Here is a 16487-nt window from a genome sequence, read left to right as displayed (position 1 = left end):
CCAGGGCCAAGGATACTTGGAGCATAGCTCCTGGGAAAGTAGAATCCACACGGCATGAGAATTCGTCATGGGACGCCGTGTGGCGAAAGCCTCGTTCGCCTTCGTGTGTATGGGCACAATTACCTGGTTGATATCCAGGCGGCAACTCAACCATTAGAATTTGTAATTGCCTGCCAAAGGGCGCTGATAGTATTTCAAGTTCTGGTTCATCCCCATATTTTATTTAGGACGAGCATTTTTTCTTACCATTTCCGGTGGGAATGGTTGGTCTGCTAAGAAATTTCTGGTAGGAACCTTGAGCGCATTGGCCATTTTTTGAAGGCTTTCTAATGAGAGGGAAACCTTGTCATTCTCCACTTGCTAATGAAACCTTCGTTATGCAATTGTAGAGCGGAGGGGGAAGACTTTTGACCATATTGGTTTAAATCCAGATTGCTTTTGTTAAAATTAATCTATAAGTCTTTATAACGTGATAAGAAATGCGCAACCTATTAAAGGAAAGTTAATGTTTTTGTCGAATAATACACAGTTGAACATTTTAAACGCAGAGGAATGGTGATTTTGGCTCGTTTAGAAGATGAACTCACAAAAAAGAATAAAATTAATGGATATTCTAATATTTTGTTTGAGTTATTTGAATGGATGCGTACTCTAGTCATATCTGGGCTGGGGCTTAAGTACAGCGTGTTTATATTTACGACTTTGGCAATGTTAGCTAAGTCTATCCTATTTATTGGACTTATTAATAATGAGAATGCAACCGAGTATAATCACCTGAAAGCTTTTTATAGTTTCAGCTCTTCCCCTCCTTTAGAAGTTTATGCCTTCTTTATCATTATACTATTGAGTTTCGCCTTTATGTTTAAGGGGAAGGCCCGTTTTTGGTTTCTGTTTAGTTGTAATGCCTTATTTTCCGCTCTGCTGATTATCGATTTAATGTATTACCGAGGGTATAGCAGCTTTGTTACTCCATATTTGCTAAGCCAAACAACAAATCTGGACAATCTTTTTAGCAGTGTAATATCAATGCTTCGCCAAATTGATTTTTTATTTATTCTGGATCTTTTGATTTTATTTGGTATCGGCATAAAGCATAAGACCTTGTATGTAAGGACTAAAAGAAATATTTATACTCTCTTTATCCTTTTGGGACTTTCAGTATCGTATATTTATTACCAGCATGTCCAATTGGATATTAAAGGTAATGGCGGCGAGATGTTGTTTAGAGTTTCTTGGTCTCCAAATCAGACGATGTCTAATCTTTCGCCGCTAGGGTACCATGGTTTTGATATTTACAACTATTTTAAAGACAGTAAGGATGCTGAAATAAAACCCGAGGAAAGTGAAGAAATCAAAAAATGGTTAGATCAAAACCAAGAGAAACTGCCAGCAAATGAATATAAGGGAATATTCAAAGGTCAGAATCTCATTATGATTCAAGTTGAGTCACTCGAGACATTTGTAATAAATCAAAAGGTTGATGGGCAGGAAATCACTCCAAATCTCAATAAACTCTTAGCGAATAGTTATTACTTTCCTAATTTTTACGAACAAGTATATAATGGTTCAAGCTCTGATTCCGACTTAATGGCTAACACTTCCGTTTATCCGGTTCGTACCGGTGCTACCTTTTTTAGATTCCCTTACAATACCTATAATTCTTTGCCTAAGATATTAAGAGAGGATGGGTATAACACCTTAGCTGTTCATCCAGATAAAGGTTCATATTGGAATTGGATGACTGCCTTGACGGCCATTGGTTTTGAAAAGACGATGGACGAATCACGATTTAATTTGGATGAGAAAATAGGCTTAGGGCTCAGCGATGGAAGCTATTTTAGACAGCTAGCGCCTATCATTTCGGAACAAAAACAGCCTTTCTACGATTTTATGGTGACTTTAACAAGCCACAACCCCTTTGACTTACCTGATCAATATCGATCACTTATTTTGAGCGAAGATTTAAATAAGTCAAAGTTAGGGGGGTATTTCCAAAGTATTCGTTATACGGATGAGCAAATTGGTGTTTTTTTAGAGTCGCTTGACAAAAGCGGGGTATTAGAGAATACAGTGGTTGTGATCTACGGGGATCATACGGGCGTGCATAAATACTATAATGACGAGGTCAAAGAAGTTCAGCCGATTGAAAGCTGGTGCCTCGATGATAGTAAACGAATCCCGCTTATTATCTATCACAAAGAAATGAACGGACGAGAGATTCCGACTAACGGAGGACAAGTTGATACAATGCCCACGATAGCCTATCTGTTAGGAATAAATGAAGACCGTTACAGTAATACTGTTTTTGGACGAAATTTGCTCAATACCAAAAAGGATTTTGCCGTGTTATCAACCAGATTGTATATGGGAGAATCAGAAAACAGCACGGAATTTGAGAATCATTTGAAAGGAATTGATATCGCAGATCTTGTGATTCGAAAAAATTACTTTAAAGAAGCCGGATATAAATAAGAGGACTTTGACACTTTACAACGAAATATTTTATTAATTGACTTCGTCATGAAAGAATAGGAAAGGTGGTGCCTAATTATGGCGGAAAAACAGCGCGTGATTCAGGAGTATGTTCCAGGAAAACAAGTGACAATGGCCCATATTATTCCGAACCCACAAGGAGATATTCATGAGCGCTTAGGGATTACGACTACAGGTGCCATTGGGATCATGACGATTACTCCCAGTGAGGCAGCGATCATTGCTGCGGATGCTGCGAGCAAAGCAGGGGATATTGAACTTGGGTTTCTTGATCGTTTTACGGGTTCTCTAGTGATCACAGGGGATGTTTCCAGTGTTGAAGCAGCCCTACGGGCTGCCGTAAATACTCTCGTCAACATTTTAGGGTTTTCAACAGCTGAGGTGACAAGAAGTTAATGGGTAGAATACTTCTTATTGGGGGAAGTGGTGCAGGTAAAACCTCTTTGAAGCAAATGCTTTTGAATGAGCAAGTTAGCTATCATAAAACGCAGATGTTAGATTTTTCTCATACTTTCATTGATTGTCCGGGTGAATATCTTGAGATCCCTCGCTTTTATCATGTTTTAATCGATGCGAGCCACCGGGTCTCGGAGATCTGGGCACTTCAAGATGCTACGAAACAAAGGTCATTTTATCCTCCGAAATTCTCAAAGGTTTTTCGCAAGCCCATTATTGGAATCATCACAAAAACGGATTTACCCAAAGCCAATATCAAACAAGCAACTGTTTTTTTAAATTATGCAGGAATCGAAGAACCTTTTTATTCAACATCCATCATGGATGAGGTAGGAGTTGCTCCTTTGCGTAAGCGATTGGAGGAGTTGAATGAATTGCATAACCATTAGGGACTTATGTATTGAATATACAAACCTCACCGAAGAAGATATTAAGATATTAGAATCAATGGCTCTTCAAATTCCAAATACTGCTGAAATGACGGGGACAGACATCTTCATTGATGCCCCCCTGAAAGACGGAGTAGATGCCGTGGTATTAGCATGGGCCAGCCCTAAAAATAGATCATTGTATAGACATAGTGTCGTGGGTGAATTAGCCTTAGCTGCCAGCGAACCGGCAGTTTATCAAACACTAGAGACTGGTGAAACTTGTCGTGATGTTCGAGGAGTCAGCCAAGAGGGGATTCCAATAGCCCAGACAGTTGTAGCTATTCGCAATCCTGCAGATAGCGTAATAGGGACACTTATCATGGAAAGAGATATTTCCGACGAATTAAGACAAGAAGAGCAAGTAGAGTTTTTAACGCAAACGGCCGAACGACTAAGTAACACGCTGATGCACTTGTCAATGACTGGTTCACAGTTTGAAAATTGGGTTGGAAACGGAATATTTGTCCTCAATAAATATAGTAAAATTACTTATGTAAATAAAAAGGCTGCTAAAATTTATCAGGATTTTAAAGGCTTTGCGGCTCTTGGACAAGATTTCTTGTTTGGCATGTTCAATTGTTCTACATTAAATGAGCTATTAGATACTCTGCAAAACCCAGCCGAGTTTTGTATTCTAGATAAGAGCTATCTCTTCGAGGCGTATCCCTTGGTGACTTATGGAGATTTAAGCGGGTGTGTAATTTCTTTTAGAGATATTACAGATCTTCGGGAAAAGGAACGAGAATTAAGTGCTAAGAGTACAGTCATCAGGGAAATACACCATAGAGTAAAAAACAATCTTCAAAATGTTGCAGCTTTGCTGCGTTTGCAGATGAGACGATCGGATTTAGATATCGTCAAAGCAGAGTTTTCCGCAAGTGTCAATCGAATTATCTCCATAGCAATGGTCCATGATGTTTTTGCCTGCCAAAACTGTGATTCCGTTGATTTAAAGGAGCTTTCTCAGCGTATTTTAAGCGCATTATTAGAAAGCTCTATGTCACCCGAACAGAGCATTAAGGCCCATATTACTGGACAAAACCTTCATTTGCCCAGTATTAAAGCTGTTCCTCTGGCTCTCGTCATTAATGAACTATTAACGAACAGTTTTAAACACGGGATTCGTCTCTTAGATAAAGGGATTATTACACTGGATATTATTGAGATAAAGGGACAAATACATCTTACAGTAAGAGATAATGGGCCAGATCCAGAAGTTCCTTTTGATAAAGTGAAGCAACGACGCCTGGGTTTGCAAATCGTTGACTCATTAGTGGGAGAACAATTGGACGGGGAGTTCAGAATGGAACGAATAGAAGGAATGACGGTTGTAACAGTAAGCTTTCCAAATAGCTCGGAGGGACAGTTATGAGCGAACTATCCATATTGATTGCGGATGATGAGGCCTTAATTCGCTTGGATATTAAAGAAATGTTACAAGGGGCTGGTCATATTGTTTGCGCAGAAGCAAACAATGGCTTGAAAGCGGTTGAGTTAGCTAAATCTTTCGCTCCAGATTTAGCAATTCTCGATGTAATGATGCCAGGATTGGACGGCTTGGAAGTTGCAAAGATCTTACACTCTATGAATATACCTGTCATATTGTTAACAGCCTATAGTCAGTCCAAATTTATTAATAGAGCAGAAAAAGTTAGTGTGTATGGCTACCTTGTTAAACCTATAACCGAACGTGATCTCTTCCCTGCAATTCAAATAGCTTACGCTCGTTGGAGGGAGATGCAAGATGTACGCTCAAAATTAGAAACGACTCAGCAAGAATTGCATAGTCAAAAACTAATTTCCCGAGCTAAAGCAATTCTGGCAACTCGCGAGGGAATAAGTGAATATGAAGCTCATCAATTACTAATCCATCAGGCCATGGATTTAAGAATTACAGCGGTTAAACTTGCTGCACAAATTATAGAAATGGCAGTTTAGATGAATAAAATGACTTTTAAAAAAATTCTATGATACCATCCTCACAAAGAAGGAATAATGAGTAAGATGGCGAATAATATCTATTTATAGATGAGACCATTCTTACCTAGTGAAGATATTTGTTTTACAAAGGAATAGTGGGCAATAATGCCCTTTATTACACCCTGAGTTATCGGGGTGTGGTAAAGGGCATTAATTTTTTGCTACTTGAAAAGAAAGGAGAAAAAGCCTTTAGGTTATATGCCCTTGCTAGGTATCCAATGTTTCATCTAGTAAAATTAAAGGAGGTTTTTCTGTGACAACGGAGACTAAACTTGTAACTCCAGGATCAGACGCACATTTGTCTAGAGTACTTAAACCAATTCACCTATGGGCTCTTGCAGTAGGCTTAGTCATCTCGGGAAACTATTTTGGCTGGAGCTATGGATTTGGTGCAGGTGGGCCAATGGGATTAGCCCTTGCCCTAATTCCAGTTACGATCTTTTATGTAACATTTATTTTGTCATACTCTGAGCTGGCAACAGCAATACCTCATGCTGGTGGTCCTTCTGCCTATGCACGCAGAGCAATGGGACCATTTTGGGGATATATGAATGGTATCAGTTGTTTAATTGAATTCGTGTTTGCCCCGCCTGCTATTGCTCTGGCTGTAGGTGGGTACATTAACTTTCTCATTCCATCCGTACCAACATTGACGGCAGCGGTCGCCGCTTTCTTATTTTTCATTTTTGTGAACTACTTGGGAATGAAAACCTCAGCTATGGTAGAATTAGTGGTTACCATTATTGCGCTGGTTGGTTTAGTCATTTTCTGGGTTGCCGCAGCTCCTCACTTTTCAATGACAAGAGTTATGGCAGAACCGCTCCTTCCTTTCGGTATGAAAGGTGTTATGGCAGCTGTTCCTTTTGCAATCTGGTTCTATCTCGCAATTGAAGGAGGAGCCATGGCTGCGGAAGAAATGGTGAACCCACAGAAAGATATTCCAAAAGGTTTCTTAAGTGGCATGGGAACTTTGATGGTCATGGGCTTTTTAACCCTCTTTCTGACGGCAGGTATTGCCGATTATAATTTAGTCTCAGCGGTAGACTTTCCTTTGCCCATTGCTTTAGCCCAAGTCTTCGGTGAGAATGCTTTTATTGTTGTTTTAGTCAACATCATTGGTTTATTTGGCTTAATTGCTTCCTTGCATGGGATTATTGTGGGTTATTCACGTCAAACTTATGCAATGGCACGAACTGGCTATTTGCCAAAGTTCCTGGCGTATGTTGACCCTAAACGTCATACTCCGGTATGGGCATTGTTAGTTCCGGGAATCGTTGGATTGGGTGTCGTTCTCACAGGGCAGACAGCGATCGTGATTACCATTGCAGTCATAGGTTCTGTTGCTCTTTATATGCTTAGCCTCGTCAGTCTGTTTATCTTACGTTCGAAAGAACCTAATCTCAAAAGACCCTTTAGAGTATCGTATCCAATAGTCCCTGTCATTAGCTTTATTACGGGTATTTTTCTGACTGTAAGTGTCGTTGTTTCAAGTGTGCCAGCTTTGAAATGGGCAGCGCTTGTTTATGTCATTGCCATTGCCTACTACTTCATTTGGGGCAACAAGAATATCAGACCGTTTGAAGAAGAGTTCGGCGTTTTAGATGAACTGGATGCCTAATATGTATCCGGGGAGAGGAGCCATCTTAATACAATGGCGTTAGAGAAACATTATGGCTAAAGAGATGACTCTAGTCAGTGTGGGGATCGATGTCGGGACAACAACGACTCAGTTGGTCATTTCGCAACTCACCTTAGTTAATGTAATGCCAGGCAGTCAAGTACCAAAAGTAGAAATTACTCATAAAAGTATTTCCTATATGGGTAAGGTTCACTTCACTCCCTTTGAAGATCGCGGGCATGTTGATGGTACTGCGCTTCGAGAAATTGTCGCTAAGGAATATGAGAAGGCAGGAGTGAAGCCTGAACAGATTGACACAGGGGCTATCATCATTACTGGGGAGACCGCTAAAAAGGAGAATGCCTCGGAGATCATTCATTCTTTGGCAGATTATGCGGGAGATTTTGTTGTAGCGACGGCTGGACCAGATCTCGAAAGTATGATTGCGGGGAAAGGATCGGGAGCTGAGGCGCTCTCCAAGCACTTACACGCGTGTATTGCCAACATTGACATCGGTGGAGGGACTACGAATATTGCTTATTTTGATCGAGGTAAGTGCATAGGGACAGCGTGTATCAATGTTGGTGGCCGCCTTTTTGAAGTGGATACAATTTCCCACGGTTTAACTTACGTTTCCTCACCCGCTCAGAAGATCATGAATTATTGTAATCCGAACAATTACCAAGTTCCCAACGGGAATGATTTAGTTCTGATAAAAAACTGTTTAAGAAGTATGGTGGAATGTGTCGAACGAGTCATTTTTCTAGAACCTCTCCTGCCTCAGGACAATTGTTTGGTAATGACGAATTTGTTGCCGGAGGTTAAGATCGACGGCGTGGTCTTTTCTGGAGGTGTTGCAAAATACATTTATTTGCCCGGAATCAAAGAATGGTGGATTCACGGAGATGTTGGCCCACTCTTGGCAGAGGCATTTCAGGAAAGCCGGATTAATAAATCCCTGCCCGTACATGAGGGGGCTGAAACAATCCATGCTACAGTCCTCGGTGCAGGAGCCCACACTGTGAATGTATCAGGATCGACAATTACGGTTAGTGAACATGCACTTCCGGTACGAAATGTGCCTGCAGTGTACCCGGAATTGGATATAACAGGTAAGTTTTCTTGGCTTAAACCCGCAGAGAACTACACTGACTCTTTATACAGAACAATCGCTCTGATAGTTCCACCTTTGCCTAATACGGACTTTCAAACAATTCTTAGCTTAGCTGAAACTCTTGCCTGCGAATTGCCATTAATCAAGGGCGAGCCTAAAGTAATCATCGCCCAACAAGATATTGCTAAAGTACTTGGACAAACCCTGCAAAGACTTCTTCCTGCCAGTCCTTTGGTTTGTTTAGATGGCATAGAGCTGGCCTTTGGAGATTTTCTGGATATTGCTAAACCGTTACCCTATCAAGATGCAGTTCCAGTGATTGTCAAAACTCTAATTTTTGCCCGATAATACTTTTCCAGGAAGGGATGTGAAATCGTGAATCTGAAGACACGACTTTTTGGTCAAACCTTTAAGTTTAAAGATGTAAAGGATGTTTTGGCTAAAGCAAACGAAATTAAGTCAGGAGATATTCTCGCCGGGATCGCGGCCGAAGATGCAGCAGAACGGATCGCGGCCAAACGAGTCTTATCGGAATTAACCTTGGAAGATTTACGCAGGAACCCGGTTGTACCACTGGAGGAAGACGAGGTGTCACGCATTATTGATGCTGATGTCAACGAACCGATCTATCATACAATTAAGAATTGGAGTGTTGCAGAGTTTCGGGAGTATGTTCTTAGAACCGAAACTAATGGATCTGCCCTCCATAGGATTAGTCGCGGTCTCACCTCAGAGATGGTCGCTGCCGTTGCCAAACTTATGAGCAATCTCGATCTGATATTAGGTGCTGCCAAAATTCAAAATTTGGCCCACTGCAATACGACGATTGGCAAAGCTGGGTGTCTGGCTTCACGGCTTCAACCGAATCATCCTACCGATGGGGTTGATGGAATTTTAGCTAGTTTGCGTGAAGGATTGTCCTATGGTGTAGGAGATGCAGTGTTCGGACTTAATCCGGTTGACGACTCTGTACCCGCAACCATCCGCAGCTTGGAAACCCTCTACAATTTTGTTGAGGAGTGGCAGATACCTACTCAGGTTTGTGTTTTAGCGCATATTACTACTCAAATGAAGGCCTTGAGAAAAGGTGCTCCGGTTCATTTACTCTTCCAATCTATTGCAGGGTCTCAGATTGGAAATGAAGCTTTTGGAGTCACTAAAGAAATTTTAGACGAAGCATATACCCTGGGATTGAAAGAGGGGCGTGCAACCGGACCTAATATTATGTATTTTGAAACAGGGCAAGGTTCTGAGCTTTCATCTGAGGCACACCACGGTGCCGACCAAGTTACCTTGGAGGCACGCTGTTACGGTTTAGCTCGTCATTACAACCCCTTTTTGGTGAATACGGTTGTTGGTTTTATCGGTCCGGAATACCTTTATGATACTCGACAAGTGACTAGAGCAGGTCTGGAAGACCATTTTATGGGTAAACTTACGGGCTTGCCAATGGGGGTTGATGCTTGTTACACCAACCACATGAAAGCAGACCAAAATGATATTGAAAATCTAGCGACTCTACTTGCGGCGGCAGGGTGTACTTACTTTATGGGGATCCCTATGGGGGATGATGTGATGTTAAATTACCAGTGCACTAGCTACCATGACATTGCAACTTTGAGAGAACTTTTTAACCTAAGACCGTTGCCTGAATTTGAAGCTTGGGCGGAATCCATGGGAATCCTGGCTAAGGGTAAGCTTACAGCCCGTGCCGGTGATGCAACGATATTCACAAGGTAAGGGGGGATAAGAAAATGAGCTTAGAAGATAGTGTTCGCTTAATCGTTGAAGAGTTGCTGAAAGGAATGGAAAAGGAAAAAATCCAAAGTTCAAATAATAAATTACCTTTAGCAAACTCATCAATTATAGACGAATGTGAGATAACAGATTTAGCAGAAATCGATTTGCAGCGTTATTTACAAGTGCCCAATCCGGTCAATAAGGAACTTTATGAAGAAATGAAGCTTTCGACACCTGCTCGTATCGGAGTATGGAGAAGTGGACCTCGTCCATTGACAGATACATTACTTCGTTTTCGTGCAGATCATGCAGTAGCCCAAGACTCTGTGCTCGGTGTCGTTCCGGAAGAATTTCCCACAAAGTATAATATGGTTTCCATTCAAACCCTATGCAAGTCGAAAGATGAATATCTTACCAGGCCGGACTTAGGAAGAAAACTTGATGAAGAAAATTTGGAGATTCTCAGAAAAGGATGCCTAAAAGGCGCGATGGTCCAAATCATCGTTTCCGACGGACTTTCCAGTAAAGCGGTTGAAGCTAATATTCCTAATCTTCTTCCAGCCTTAACTCAGGGCCTTGAAGGAATGGGTGTGAGACTAGGCACTCCAATCTTTGTTCGTAACGGTCGGGTAGCGGTTATGGACACGATTGGTGAAGCGCTGAAACCTGAAGTTGCTGTAATTCTAATCGGGGAACGCCCTGGATTAGGAACCGCTGAGAGTATGAGCGCCTACATGGGATACAATCCACGACTGGGTATGGTCGAGAGTGAGCGAACTGTGATCAGTAATATTCATAAAGGTGGGACTCCGGCAGCGGAAGCGGGAGCGCATTTGGCCAGCTTAATCAAAAAGATTCTGGATACTAAGGCATCAGGTGTTAATCTGGAGTAGAGGTTGGCAACATGTCCTCTTGGCATGATCAATATAGATTTAATGATTAATTTGATAGGTGCTTGTCACAAAAGGTTCTATGGTTAATTTTGGGTTCCTCTAAATGGAGAGTAAAATTATAATTAATGATGTTTACAATTTCTAAAAACAAGAGAGTGAAGGGAGAGAGCACAAATGGCTATAAGAGCAGATCTCGTAGCACTGGGTATGGTAGAAACACGCGGAATCGTAGGAGCCATCGAAGCAGCCGATGCCATGGTTAAAGCAGCTAATGTAACCCTAATTGGGAAAGTAAAAGTAGGAGGTGCCTTAGTTACGGTCATGGTTCGAGGAGATGTCGGTGCTGTCAAGGCCTCGGTTGATGCCGGAGCCGCTGCCGCTGAGCGAGTTGGAGAGCTCGTCAGCTGTCACGTCATCCCCCGTCCCCATCCGGAACTTGAAGACATCCTGCCTAAACTACCAGTCATCGAAGAAAAGCCGAAAACTAAAAACGCTGAGAGCACAAAGTGAACTCGTTAATTAGTTAAATCGTCGGAACTAATAATCCGGCATTAATAGGGAGGGTAACCATGATAGAGCCCATTAAGCCAAAAGTATTAGCCGTTAGATTAATCCCTAATGTGGCCCCTGATCTCGCCGAAAAATTGGGCCTAACTGGCTATCAGCGTTCCATCGGCATGATCACTGCCGACATTGATGATTCAACCTATGTAGCCTTAGACGAAGCAACGAAAAAAGCAGAAGTCGAAGTCGTCTATGCCAAAAGTTTTTATTGTGGAGCAGCTCGAGCTTCAGGTCCGCTGTCTGGAGAAATCATTGGAATCTTAGCGGGCCCGAACCCAGCCGAAGTGAGAGCAGGAGTTGATGCCTGCATTGACCATCTGGAAAATGAATGCTTCTTCTATACCTGTGATGGGGGAAAAACCGCATGGTTTCCGCACACTGTCTCGCGAACAGGAAGTTATCTCTCTAAACTGGCAGGAATCCAAGAAGGGGAGGCCCTGTCTTACCTTATCGCGCCCCCAATCGAAGCAATGTTTGGGTTAGATGCGGCACTAAAAGCGGCAGAAGTTACAATGAAAGCATTTTACGGGCCACCCACCGAAACTAACTTCGGCGGCGGGCTTTTAACCGGATCACAAAGTGCCTGCAGATCTGCCTGTGAAGCCTTCCAGAGAGCTGTCATGGACGTCTGTGAAAATGGCCTGAAATTTTAGCGAAAAGGGAGGTGCAGCTAGTATGGAACTCGATCGAGACCTGTGTTCCTTACAAGAAGCCCGAAATTTAGTACGAGCTGCGCGGGAAGCCCAAGAAGCTCTTAAAGACTTCACGCAAGAGCAAGTGGACCATATCATTGACATGATGCGCGAAGTTGGCGAAGCAAATGCAGCACGATTGGCCATGATGGCCGTCTCAGAAACGGGAATGGGAAATTATGAAGACAAATGCTTTAAAAACTACTTTGCTTCCCGTACTCTGTATGACTTTATAAAACCCATGAAAACCGTAGGAATCATTCGTGAAGATCACGACCAAAAGCTATGGGAAATCGCCGAACCTGTCGGCGTTATCGCAGGGATTATTCCTACGACCAATCCCACCTCAACTGTTATCTATAAAGCCATGATCGCCATTAAATCCCGCAATGCCATCGTATTTTCCCCGCATCCCAGTGCTGTACGATGCACAAACGAAGCCGCTAAAATCATGCATCAAGCTGCCGTCGCGGCGGGTGCTCCGGAAGGAGTGATCGGGTGCATCTTAAATGTTTCAATGGGTGCCACTAACGAACTTATGAAACACCCCAATGTCGCTATGATTCTGGCCACTGGTGGAAGCGCCTTAGTCAAGGCGGCCTACAGCAGCGGGAAGCCCGCCCTAGGCGTTGGCCCTGGAAACGTTCCGGCCTTCGTCGAACGGAGCGCAGACCTCGCCAAAGCTGCCGAATATATCGTCATGGGAAAAACCTTCGACAATGGAACCATCTGTGCCTCTGAACAAGCCGTCGTTGCTGAAAACTGCATTGCCGATGAACTCATAGGCCAACTGAAACGATTTGGTGCCCATTTCCTAGACTCTGAAGACGTCAAAAAAGTCTCCAAGGTCGTTATGCTCCCAAACGGCGGTGTTAATCCCAAAGTTGTCGGGAAAGACCCGAAATTTATTGCCCAGCTTGCAGGAATCAATATCCCTGAGCGAACGAGATGCCTGATTGCTCCCTTAAGCGGCGTTGGTTCGCAATGGCCTTTGTCCTACGAAAAGCTCACCACAGTCCTTGGATTTTACCGAGTAGCCGACTGGCATGAAGGGTGCGAGCGTTGCTTCCAACTTTTAGAAGCTGGCGGAGTGGGCCACAGTCTTGTCATGCACTGTAACAACGAAGAAATTATACGAGAATTCGCCCTCAAAAAACCCGTCAACCGATTGCTTATCAATACCCCCGCAGCCATGGGAGGTGTCGGAGCCACTACAGGCTTAGCTCCTTCATTTACCCTAGGGTGTGGAACCTGGGCAGGATCGAGCGTCTCAGAAAACGTCACGCCCCTGCACCTGCTCAACATAAAACGGGTCGCCTGGCATTTGCAAATCCCAGACCGCAAACACATAGAACCTATGACCTCTGGGGGAAGCAATGAGAGAGCCCAAACTCAGAGTCAGGCTCAAACACTGCAAGTTGATGACCGCATGGTCCAAGAAATCATTAAACAAGTCATGCAACACTTAACTAAGTGAAAAGCTAACGCATAAGCCTCGAACCACGAACAACGAATATCAAACTACGAATTTGGGAGGGAATAAAAAATGGCACAAGATCGAAGTGTAATAGCCCTAGGAATGATAGAAACCAAAGGACTAATCCCAGCCATCGAAGCAGCCGATCAAATGTTAAAAGCGGCCAATGTCACATTGTGCGGGAAAGAGCACGTCTCCGGTGGATTGGTCTCAGTCATGGTACGAGGGGATGTCGGAGCGGTCAAAGCTGCCGTCGATGCCGGAGCTGCTGCAGCCCAACGAGTCGGAGCACTCCTCAGCGTACATGTTATACCGCGCCCCCACCAAGATGTTGAGTATATATTACCAGTCGGTGACAACAAAGTTTATGGGGAATAATAAGTAAAGGTCAAATGTTCGAGCCAGAAGTAAAAGGAAATAGTCTGACCTCTGGCTTCTGATCTCTGACTTCTGTAATGAGGTGAGGACTTGATCGTCACAGAGTATGAACTAAGGGCCAATTGGCATAAAACTAAAACCAAGATTATTACACTACCGCCTGGAAGTGTAATCACTCCTTCGGCGCGAGACTTTATCCGCTCTAAGGGAATTGATGTCCAAATCGAAGGAAACGGGCTTCAGGATATTCATAAAAGTACCTTTTCCAGTGCAAACCAAAGCATCGATAGAAGTAACAGACTGCAATCCTTTCAAGAACCAAATGTACTTCGTGAAACCCAAACTCAAACTCAGACTCAACCCCAAGCTATAGCTCAAGCTCAAACAAGTATTTCTTCGGGCGTTAAACCCGAACACATGACCCATTTGCGTACTGGGGCTTTAGTCAGCAAGACCCATCCGGTGATTGCCTACCGAGGGCAATTGGACCTGTTTCAATGTGAACTTATCGAAGCCCAAGGCTTTTTCCTGGAGGCAGGGGAAGAGGAACTCATTCTGAAATTAGAAGAAATCTCTTCCCTTTGCCGAGAACTGATGGTTAGTGAAGTCAAACAGGAGCCCTTTCAATGGGCAACTCTGATGGGGTTAACCCCTGAAGAGTTGCGGGAACGATCCCATCATCCCAAGAAGTATTTTGGAATGGATCACACTCCCTTAAGCTATTCCCATGGACCCATCGCAGCCAAACTTCATCATCTAAGAGCCAAGTCACGAGAAGTCGAACTCTATGCCAACCGAGCTTTCACAGATGAAACCGGGGTATGCAGCAGGACGGATCTGATTCAGGCCTTAAACCGGCTATCCAGTGCTTTCTACATTCTTGCCTGTCAAGTAAGAAGTCGTAAAACTCAGGATCATAAAGTAAAACGAGTTCCCTTGGGAACTTCAAATCGCCATATCCACCTTTCCCAGGCCGACCTGGAGGTCCTCTTCGGTGAAAACTATGCCTTAAGGGTTCAAAAAGAACTCTCTCAGCCCGGCCAGTTTGCAGCTCAAGAAACTGTAACCTTAGTTGGACCTAAAGGAAGTTTAGAGAAGGTCCGTGTCTTAGGCCCTGTGAGAAAAAACACGCAAGTGGAAATCAGTGTCACGGATTGTTTTAAATTAGGCATTAAGCCTGTCATCCGAGATTCTGGGCAACATGAAGGAACTCCCGGACTTGAGATCGCAGGTCCAGTCGGTAATGTCAAGCTCGAAGCAGGTGTCATGGTAGCGAGCCGGCACATTCATCTGCACAGTGACGATGCGAAAGAATGGTCCTTAAAAGATGGAGACCGAGTGCGGGTAAAAGTCGAGAGTCAGCGTCCCATGGTCTATGAAGACGTGTTGATTAGGGTAAGTGACCAATACCGTAAAGAAATGCACCTGGATATGGATGAAGCCAATGCGGCACTTATTGACGCAACGAGCCAGGGCAAACTCATGGGGGTATGACCATGAATGAAGAATTGATCAACCAAATCCTGCGTCGTATCCTGTCAGAGCCTTCTTTGCAAGGGTTACTCCAAGGAAAGGGAGGCCGGGAAGGGGATCAGCCCCTTAGATCAGAAGCCTTAGTTCTCTTGAACTATGTCTCGGATTTCCCCCGGGTCTTAACTGCAGTTCAACGAAAGTGGGGAGCCAACTATAAGCTCAGCATCTTGCCAAGTGACCAGGTTTTCACAGCTAAGCTGGTACTGCCTGCAGGCATGACCTGGACTACGGTTGAAGAGGCCATGGGCAAGTCTGACTGGCAAAAACTAATCCTGCCAACCTGTTCCCCGAATACCTTGGCTAAAGCCGCCTTAGGGATACGAGATAACCCCATCTGTGAGATGATTGGGCGAGGGATAAGTAAAGGATGCGCCATCGAGCTTGTGACGGAGTATCTTGGCTTAACAGCACAAACTCCTCAAGCCTACAGAGACCTCTATGAAGGATATCTGAAAAAAGTACAGACTTACGGTTTCATTCTCAGGGAGACCCTGGAGAAAGATGACACCTTCACTTCAGATAATAGGACAGTTCCTGCTCCACAAAGCACAAGCATAGGAAGAACAGTCCAACAACAAATGATTCATCCTGATCAGACATCATGGACTTGTGAGCAGAAGCAAACGGACTCATATGCAGAGTGTATTTCCAGGCAGAGAGGGATCTGCTTCGAGAAAAAATTCTTAGGTGATAAACAGGCCTATTCATTTCCTGAAGACTCAAAAATCTTCGTAAAACAGGGAACCGTCATTTCACCGCTGGCCCGAGATACTCTAAAGCTTCGCCGAATTGAGTTGTGTATAGAGAAGGAGGCAGGACGACAATGATTTTAGCCCGTGTCATAGGGAATGTATGGTCAACCCGTAAAGAAGAATCTTTACGCGGTCTGAAGTTTCTTGTCGTTCAACCCGTTACTCTCACTTACGATGAAGCGGGATTACCCAGGCTTATGGAATTTGGGAATTCCCTCGTAGCCGCGGATCAAATCGGAGCAGGAGAAGATGAGATAGTCATGGTTGCCAGCGGCTCCTCGGCCCGGCAAGGGTTAAGCAATCATAATATCCCTGTTGATGCTACCATCGTAGGAATTATTGACAAAGAAACCTTCGGAGCGTGAG

At 43.7% G+C, this 16487-nt stretch carries 16 protein-coding genes; all 16 read left to right on the top strand.

The window, feature by feature from the left end:
- Window positions 1-561: 561 nt before the first annotated feature.
- The 16 genes from LJE72_RS20595 (at window position 562) to LJE72_RS20520 (ending at window position 16486) form a co-directional block, all read left to right on the top strand.
- A complete protein-coding gene (locus LJE72_RS20595) occupies window positions 562-2472 on the top strand; it encodes a sulfatase-like hydrolase/transferase (protein ID WP_396391606.1) in 1911 nt (636 codons plus the stop codon).
- 78 nt (window positions 2473-2550) lie between these two features.
- Window positions 2551-2889: an ethanolamine utilization microcompartment protein EutS gene (gene eutS, locus LJE72_RS20590; protein WP_229249865.1), complete on the top strand. Its 339-nt coding sequence runs from the start codon at window positions 2551-2553 to the stop codon at window positions 2887-2889.
- Window positions 2889-3338 carry a EutP/PduV family microcompartment system protein gene (locus tag LJE72_RS20585; protein ID WP_229249864.1) on the top strand — a complete coding sequence of 150 codons (450 nt, stop codon included), beginning with the start codon at window positions 2889-2891 and terminating at the stop codon, window positions 3336-3338. The genes eutS and LJE72_RS20585 overlap by 1 nt, the downstream gene beginning before the upstream one ends.
- A complete protein-coding gene (locus LJE72_RS20580) occupies window positions 3319-4752 on the top strand; it encodes a sensor histidine kinase (protein WP_229249863.1) in 1434 nt (477 codons plus the stop codon). The genes LJE72_RS20585 and LJE72_RS20580 overlap by 20 nt, the downstream gene beginning before the upstream one ends.
- Window positions 4749-5318: an ANTAR domain-containing response regulator gene (locus tag LJE72_RS20575; protein ID WP_229249862.1), complete on the top strand. Its 570-nt coding sequence runs from the start codon at window positions 4749-4751 to the stop codon at window positions 5316-5318. The genes LJE72_RS20580 and LJE72_RS20575 overlap by 4 nt, the downstream gene beginning before the upstream one ends.
- Before the next feature lie 295 nt (window positions 5319-5613).
- The gene (gene eat, locus LJE72_RS20570) at window positions 5614-6978 is read left to right on the top strand and encodes an ethanolamine permease (protein WP_229249861.1); all 1365 of its coding nucleotides are present in this window, start codon (window positions 5614-5616) and stop codon (window positions 6976-6978) included.
- Window positions 6979-7030: 52 nt separating this feature from the next.
- Window positions 7031-8440: an ethanolamine ammonia-lyase reactivating factor EutA gene (locus LJE72_RS20565; protein WP_229249860.1), complete on the top strand. Its 1410-nt coding sequence runs from the start codon at window positions 7031-7033 to the stop codon at window positions 8438-8440.
- A gap of 27 nt (window positions 8441-8467) precedes the next feature.
- Window positions 8468-9832 (top strand): ethanolamine ammonia-lyase subunit EutB, encoded by a 1365-nt coding sequence (locus tag LJE72_RS20560; RefSeq protein ID WP_229249859.1) that lies wholly within the window; start codon window positions 8468-8470, stop codon window positions 9830-9832.
- A 14-nt stretch (window positions 9833-9846) separates the two neighbouring features.
- Window positions 9847-10725, top strand: a complete 879-nt coding sequence (eutC, locus tag LJE72_RS20555; protein ID WP_229249858.1) for an ethanolamine ammonia-lyase subunit EutC — start codon at window positions 9847-9849, stop codon at window positions 10723-10725.
- A 174-nt stretch (window positions 10726-10899) separates the two neighbouring features.
- Entirely contained in the window at window positions 10900-11235 is a 336-nt protein-coding gene (locus tag LJE72_RS20550; protein WP_229249857.1) for a BMC domain-containing protein, read from the top strand.
- 59 nt (window positions 11236-11294) lie between these two features.
- Window positions 11295-11942: an ethanolamine utilization microcompartment protein EutL gene (gene eutL, locus LJE72_RS20545; RefSeq protein WP_229249856.1), complete on the top strand. Its 648-nt coding sequence runs from the start codon at window positions 11295-11297 to the stop codon at window positions 11940-11942.
- A 22-nt stretch (window positions 11943-11964) separates the two neighbouring features.
- A complete protein-coding gene (locus LJE72_RS20540) occupies window positions 11965-13458 on the top strand; it encodes an acetaldehyde dehydrogenase (acetylating) (RefSeq protein WP_229249855.1) in 1494 nt (497 codons plus the stop codon).
- Window positions 13459-13527: 69 nt separating this feature from the next.
- The gene (locus tag LJE72_RS20535; protein WP_073033545.1) at window positions 13528-13836 is read left to right on the top strand and encodes a BMC domain-containing protein; all 309 of its coding nucleotides are present in this window, start codon (window positions 13528-13530) and stop codon (window positions 13834-13836) included.
- A 90-nt stretch (window positions 13837-13926) separates the two neighbouring features.
- A complete protein-coding gene (pduL, locus tag LJE72_RS20530) occupies window positions 13927-15330 on the top strand; it encodes a phosphate propanoyltransferase (protein WP_229249854.1) in 1404 nt (467 codons plus the stop codon).
- A gap of 2 nt (window positions 15331-15332) precedes the next feature.
- Window positions 15333-16196 (top strand): HFCD family protein, encoded by an 864-nt coding sequence (locus tag LJE72_RS20525; protein ID WP_229249853.1) that lies wholly within the window; start codon window positions 15333-15335, stop codon window positions 16194-16196.
- Window positions 16193-16486, top strand: a complete 294-nt coding sequence (locus LJE72_RS20520) for a EutN/CcmL family microcompartment protein (protein WP_229249852.1) — start codon at window positions 16193-16195, stop codon at window positions 16484-16486. The genes LJE72_RS20525 and LJE72_RS20520 overlap by 4 nt, the downstream gene beginning before the upstream one ends.
- Window position 16487 lies beyond the last annotated feature (1 nt).

This window comes from Desulfosporosinus shakirovi (genome assembly GCF_020595055.1).
Taxonomy (GTDB): Bacteria; Bacillota; Desulfitobacteriia; order Desulfitobacteriales; family Desulfitobacteriaceae; genus Desulfosporosinus; species Desulfosporosinus shakirovi.
The sequence above is the reverse complement of the archived record's forward strand: the minus strand, read 5'-3'. Positions and strand labels throughout refer to the sequence as shown.

What these genes read in the sequence shown, in the direction of transcription:
- eutS (WP_229249865.1), top strand. Translation starts at nt 2,551, where the DNA reads ATGGCGGAAAAACAGCGCGTGATTCAGGAGTATGTTCCAGGAAAACAA.
- LJE72_RS20585 (WP_229249864.1), top strand. Translation starts at nt 2,889, where the DNA reads ATGGGTAGAATACTTCTTATTGGGGGAAGTGGTGCAGGTAAAACCTCT.
- LJE72_RS20580 (WP_229249863.1), top strand. Translation starts at nt 3,319, where the DNA reads ATGAATTGCATAACCATTAGGGACTTATGTATTGAATATACAAACCTC.
- LJE72_RS20575 (WP_229249862.1), top strand. Translation starts at nt 4,749, where the DNA reads ATGAGCGAACTATCCATATTGATTGCGGATGATGAGGCCTTAATTCGC.
- LJE72_RS20565 (WP_229249860.1), top strand. Translation starts at nt 7,031, where the DNA reads ATGGCTAAAGAGATGACTCTAGTCAGTGTGGGGATCGATGTCGGGACA.
- eutC (WP_229249858.1), top strand. Translation starts at nt 9,847, where the DNA reads ATGAGCTTAGAAGATAGTGTTCGCTTAATCGTTGAAGAGTTGCTGAAA.
- LJE72_RS20550 (WP_229249857.1), top strand. Translation starts at nt 10,900, where the DNA reads ATGGCTATAAGAGCAGATCTCGTAGCACTGGGTATGGTAGAAACACGC.
- eutL (WP_229249856.1), top strand. Translation starts at nt 11,295, where the DNA reads ATGATAGAGCCCATTAAGCCAAAAGTATTAGCCGTTAGATTAATCCCT.
- LJE72_RS20540 (WP_229249855.1), top strand. Translation starts at nt 11,965, where the DNA reads ATGGAACTCGATCGAGACCTGTGTTCCTTACAAGAAGCCCGAAATTTA.
- LJE72_RS20535 (WP_073033545.1), top strand. Translation starts at nt 13,528, where the DNA reads ATGGCACAAGATCGAAGTGTAATAGCCCTAGGAATGATAGAAACCAAA.
- LJE72_RS20525 (WP_229249853.1), top strand. Translation starts at nt 15,333, where the DNA reads ATGAATGAAGAATTGATCAACCAAATCCTGCGTCGTATCCTGTCAGAG.
- LJE72_RS20520 (WP_229249852.1), top strand. Translation starts at nt 16,193, where the DNA reads ATGATTTTAGCCCGTGTCATAGGGAATGTATGGTCAACCCGTAAAGAA.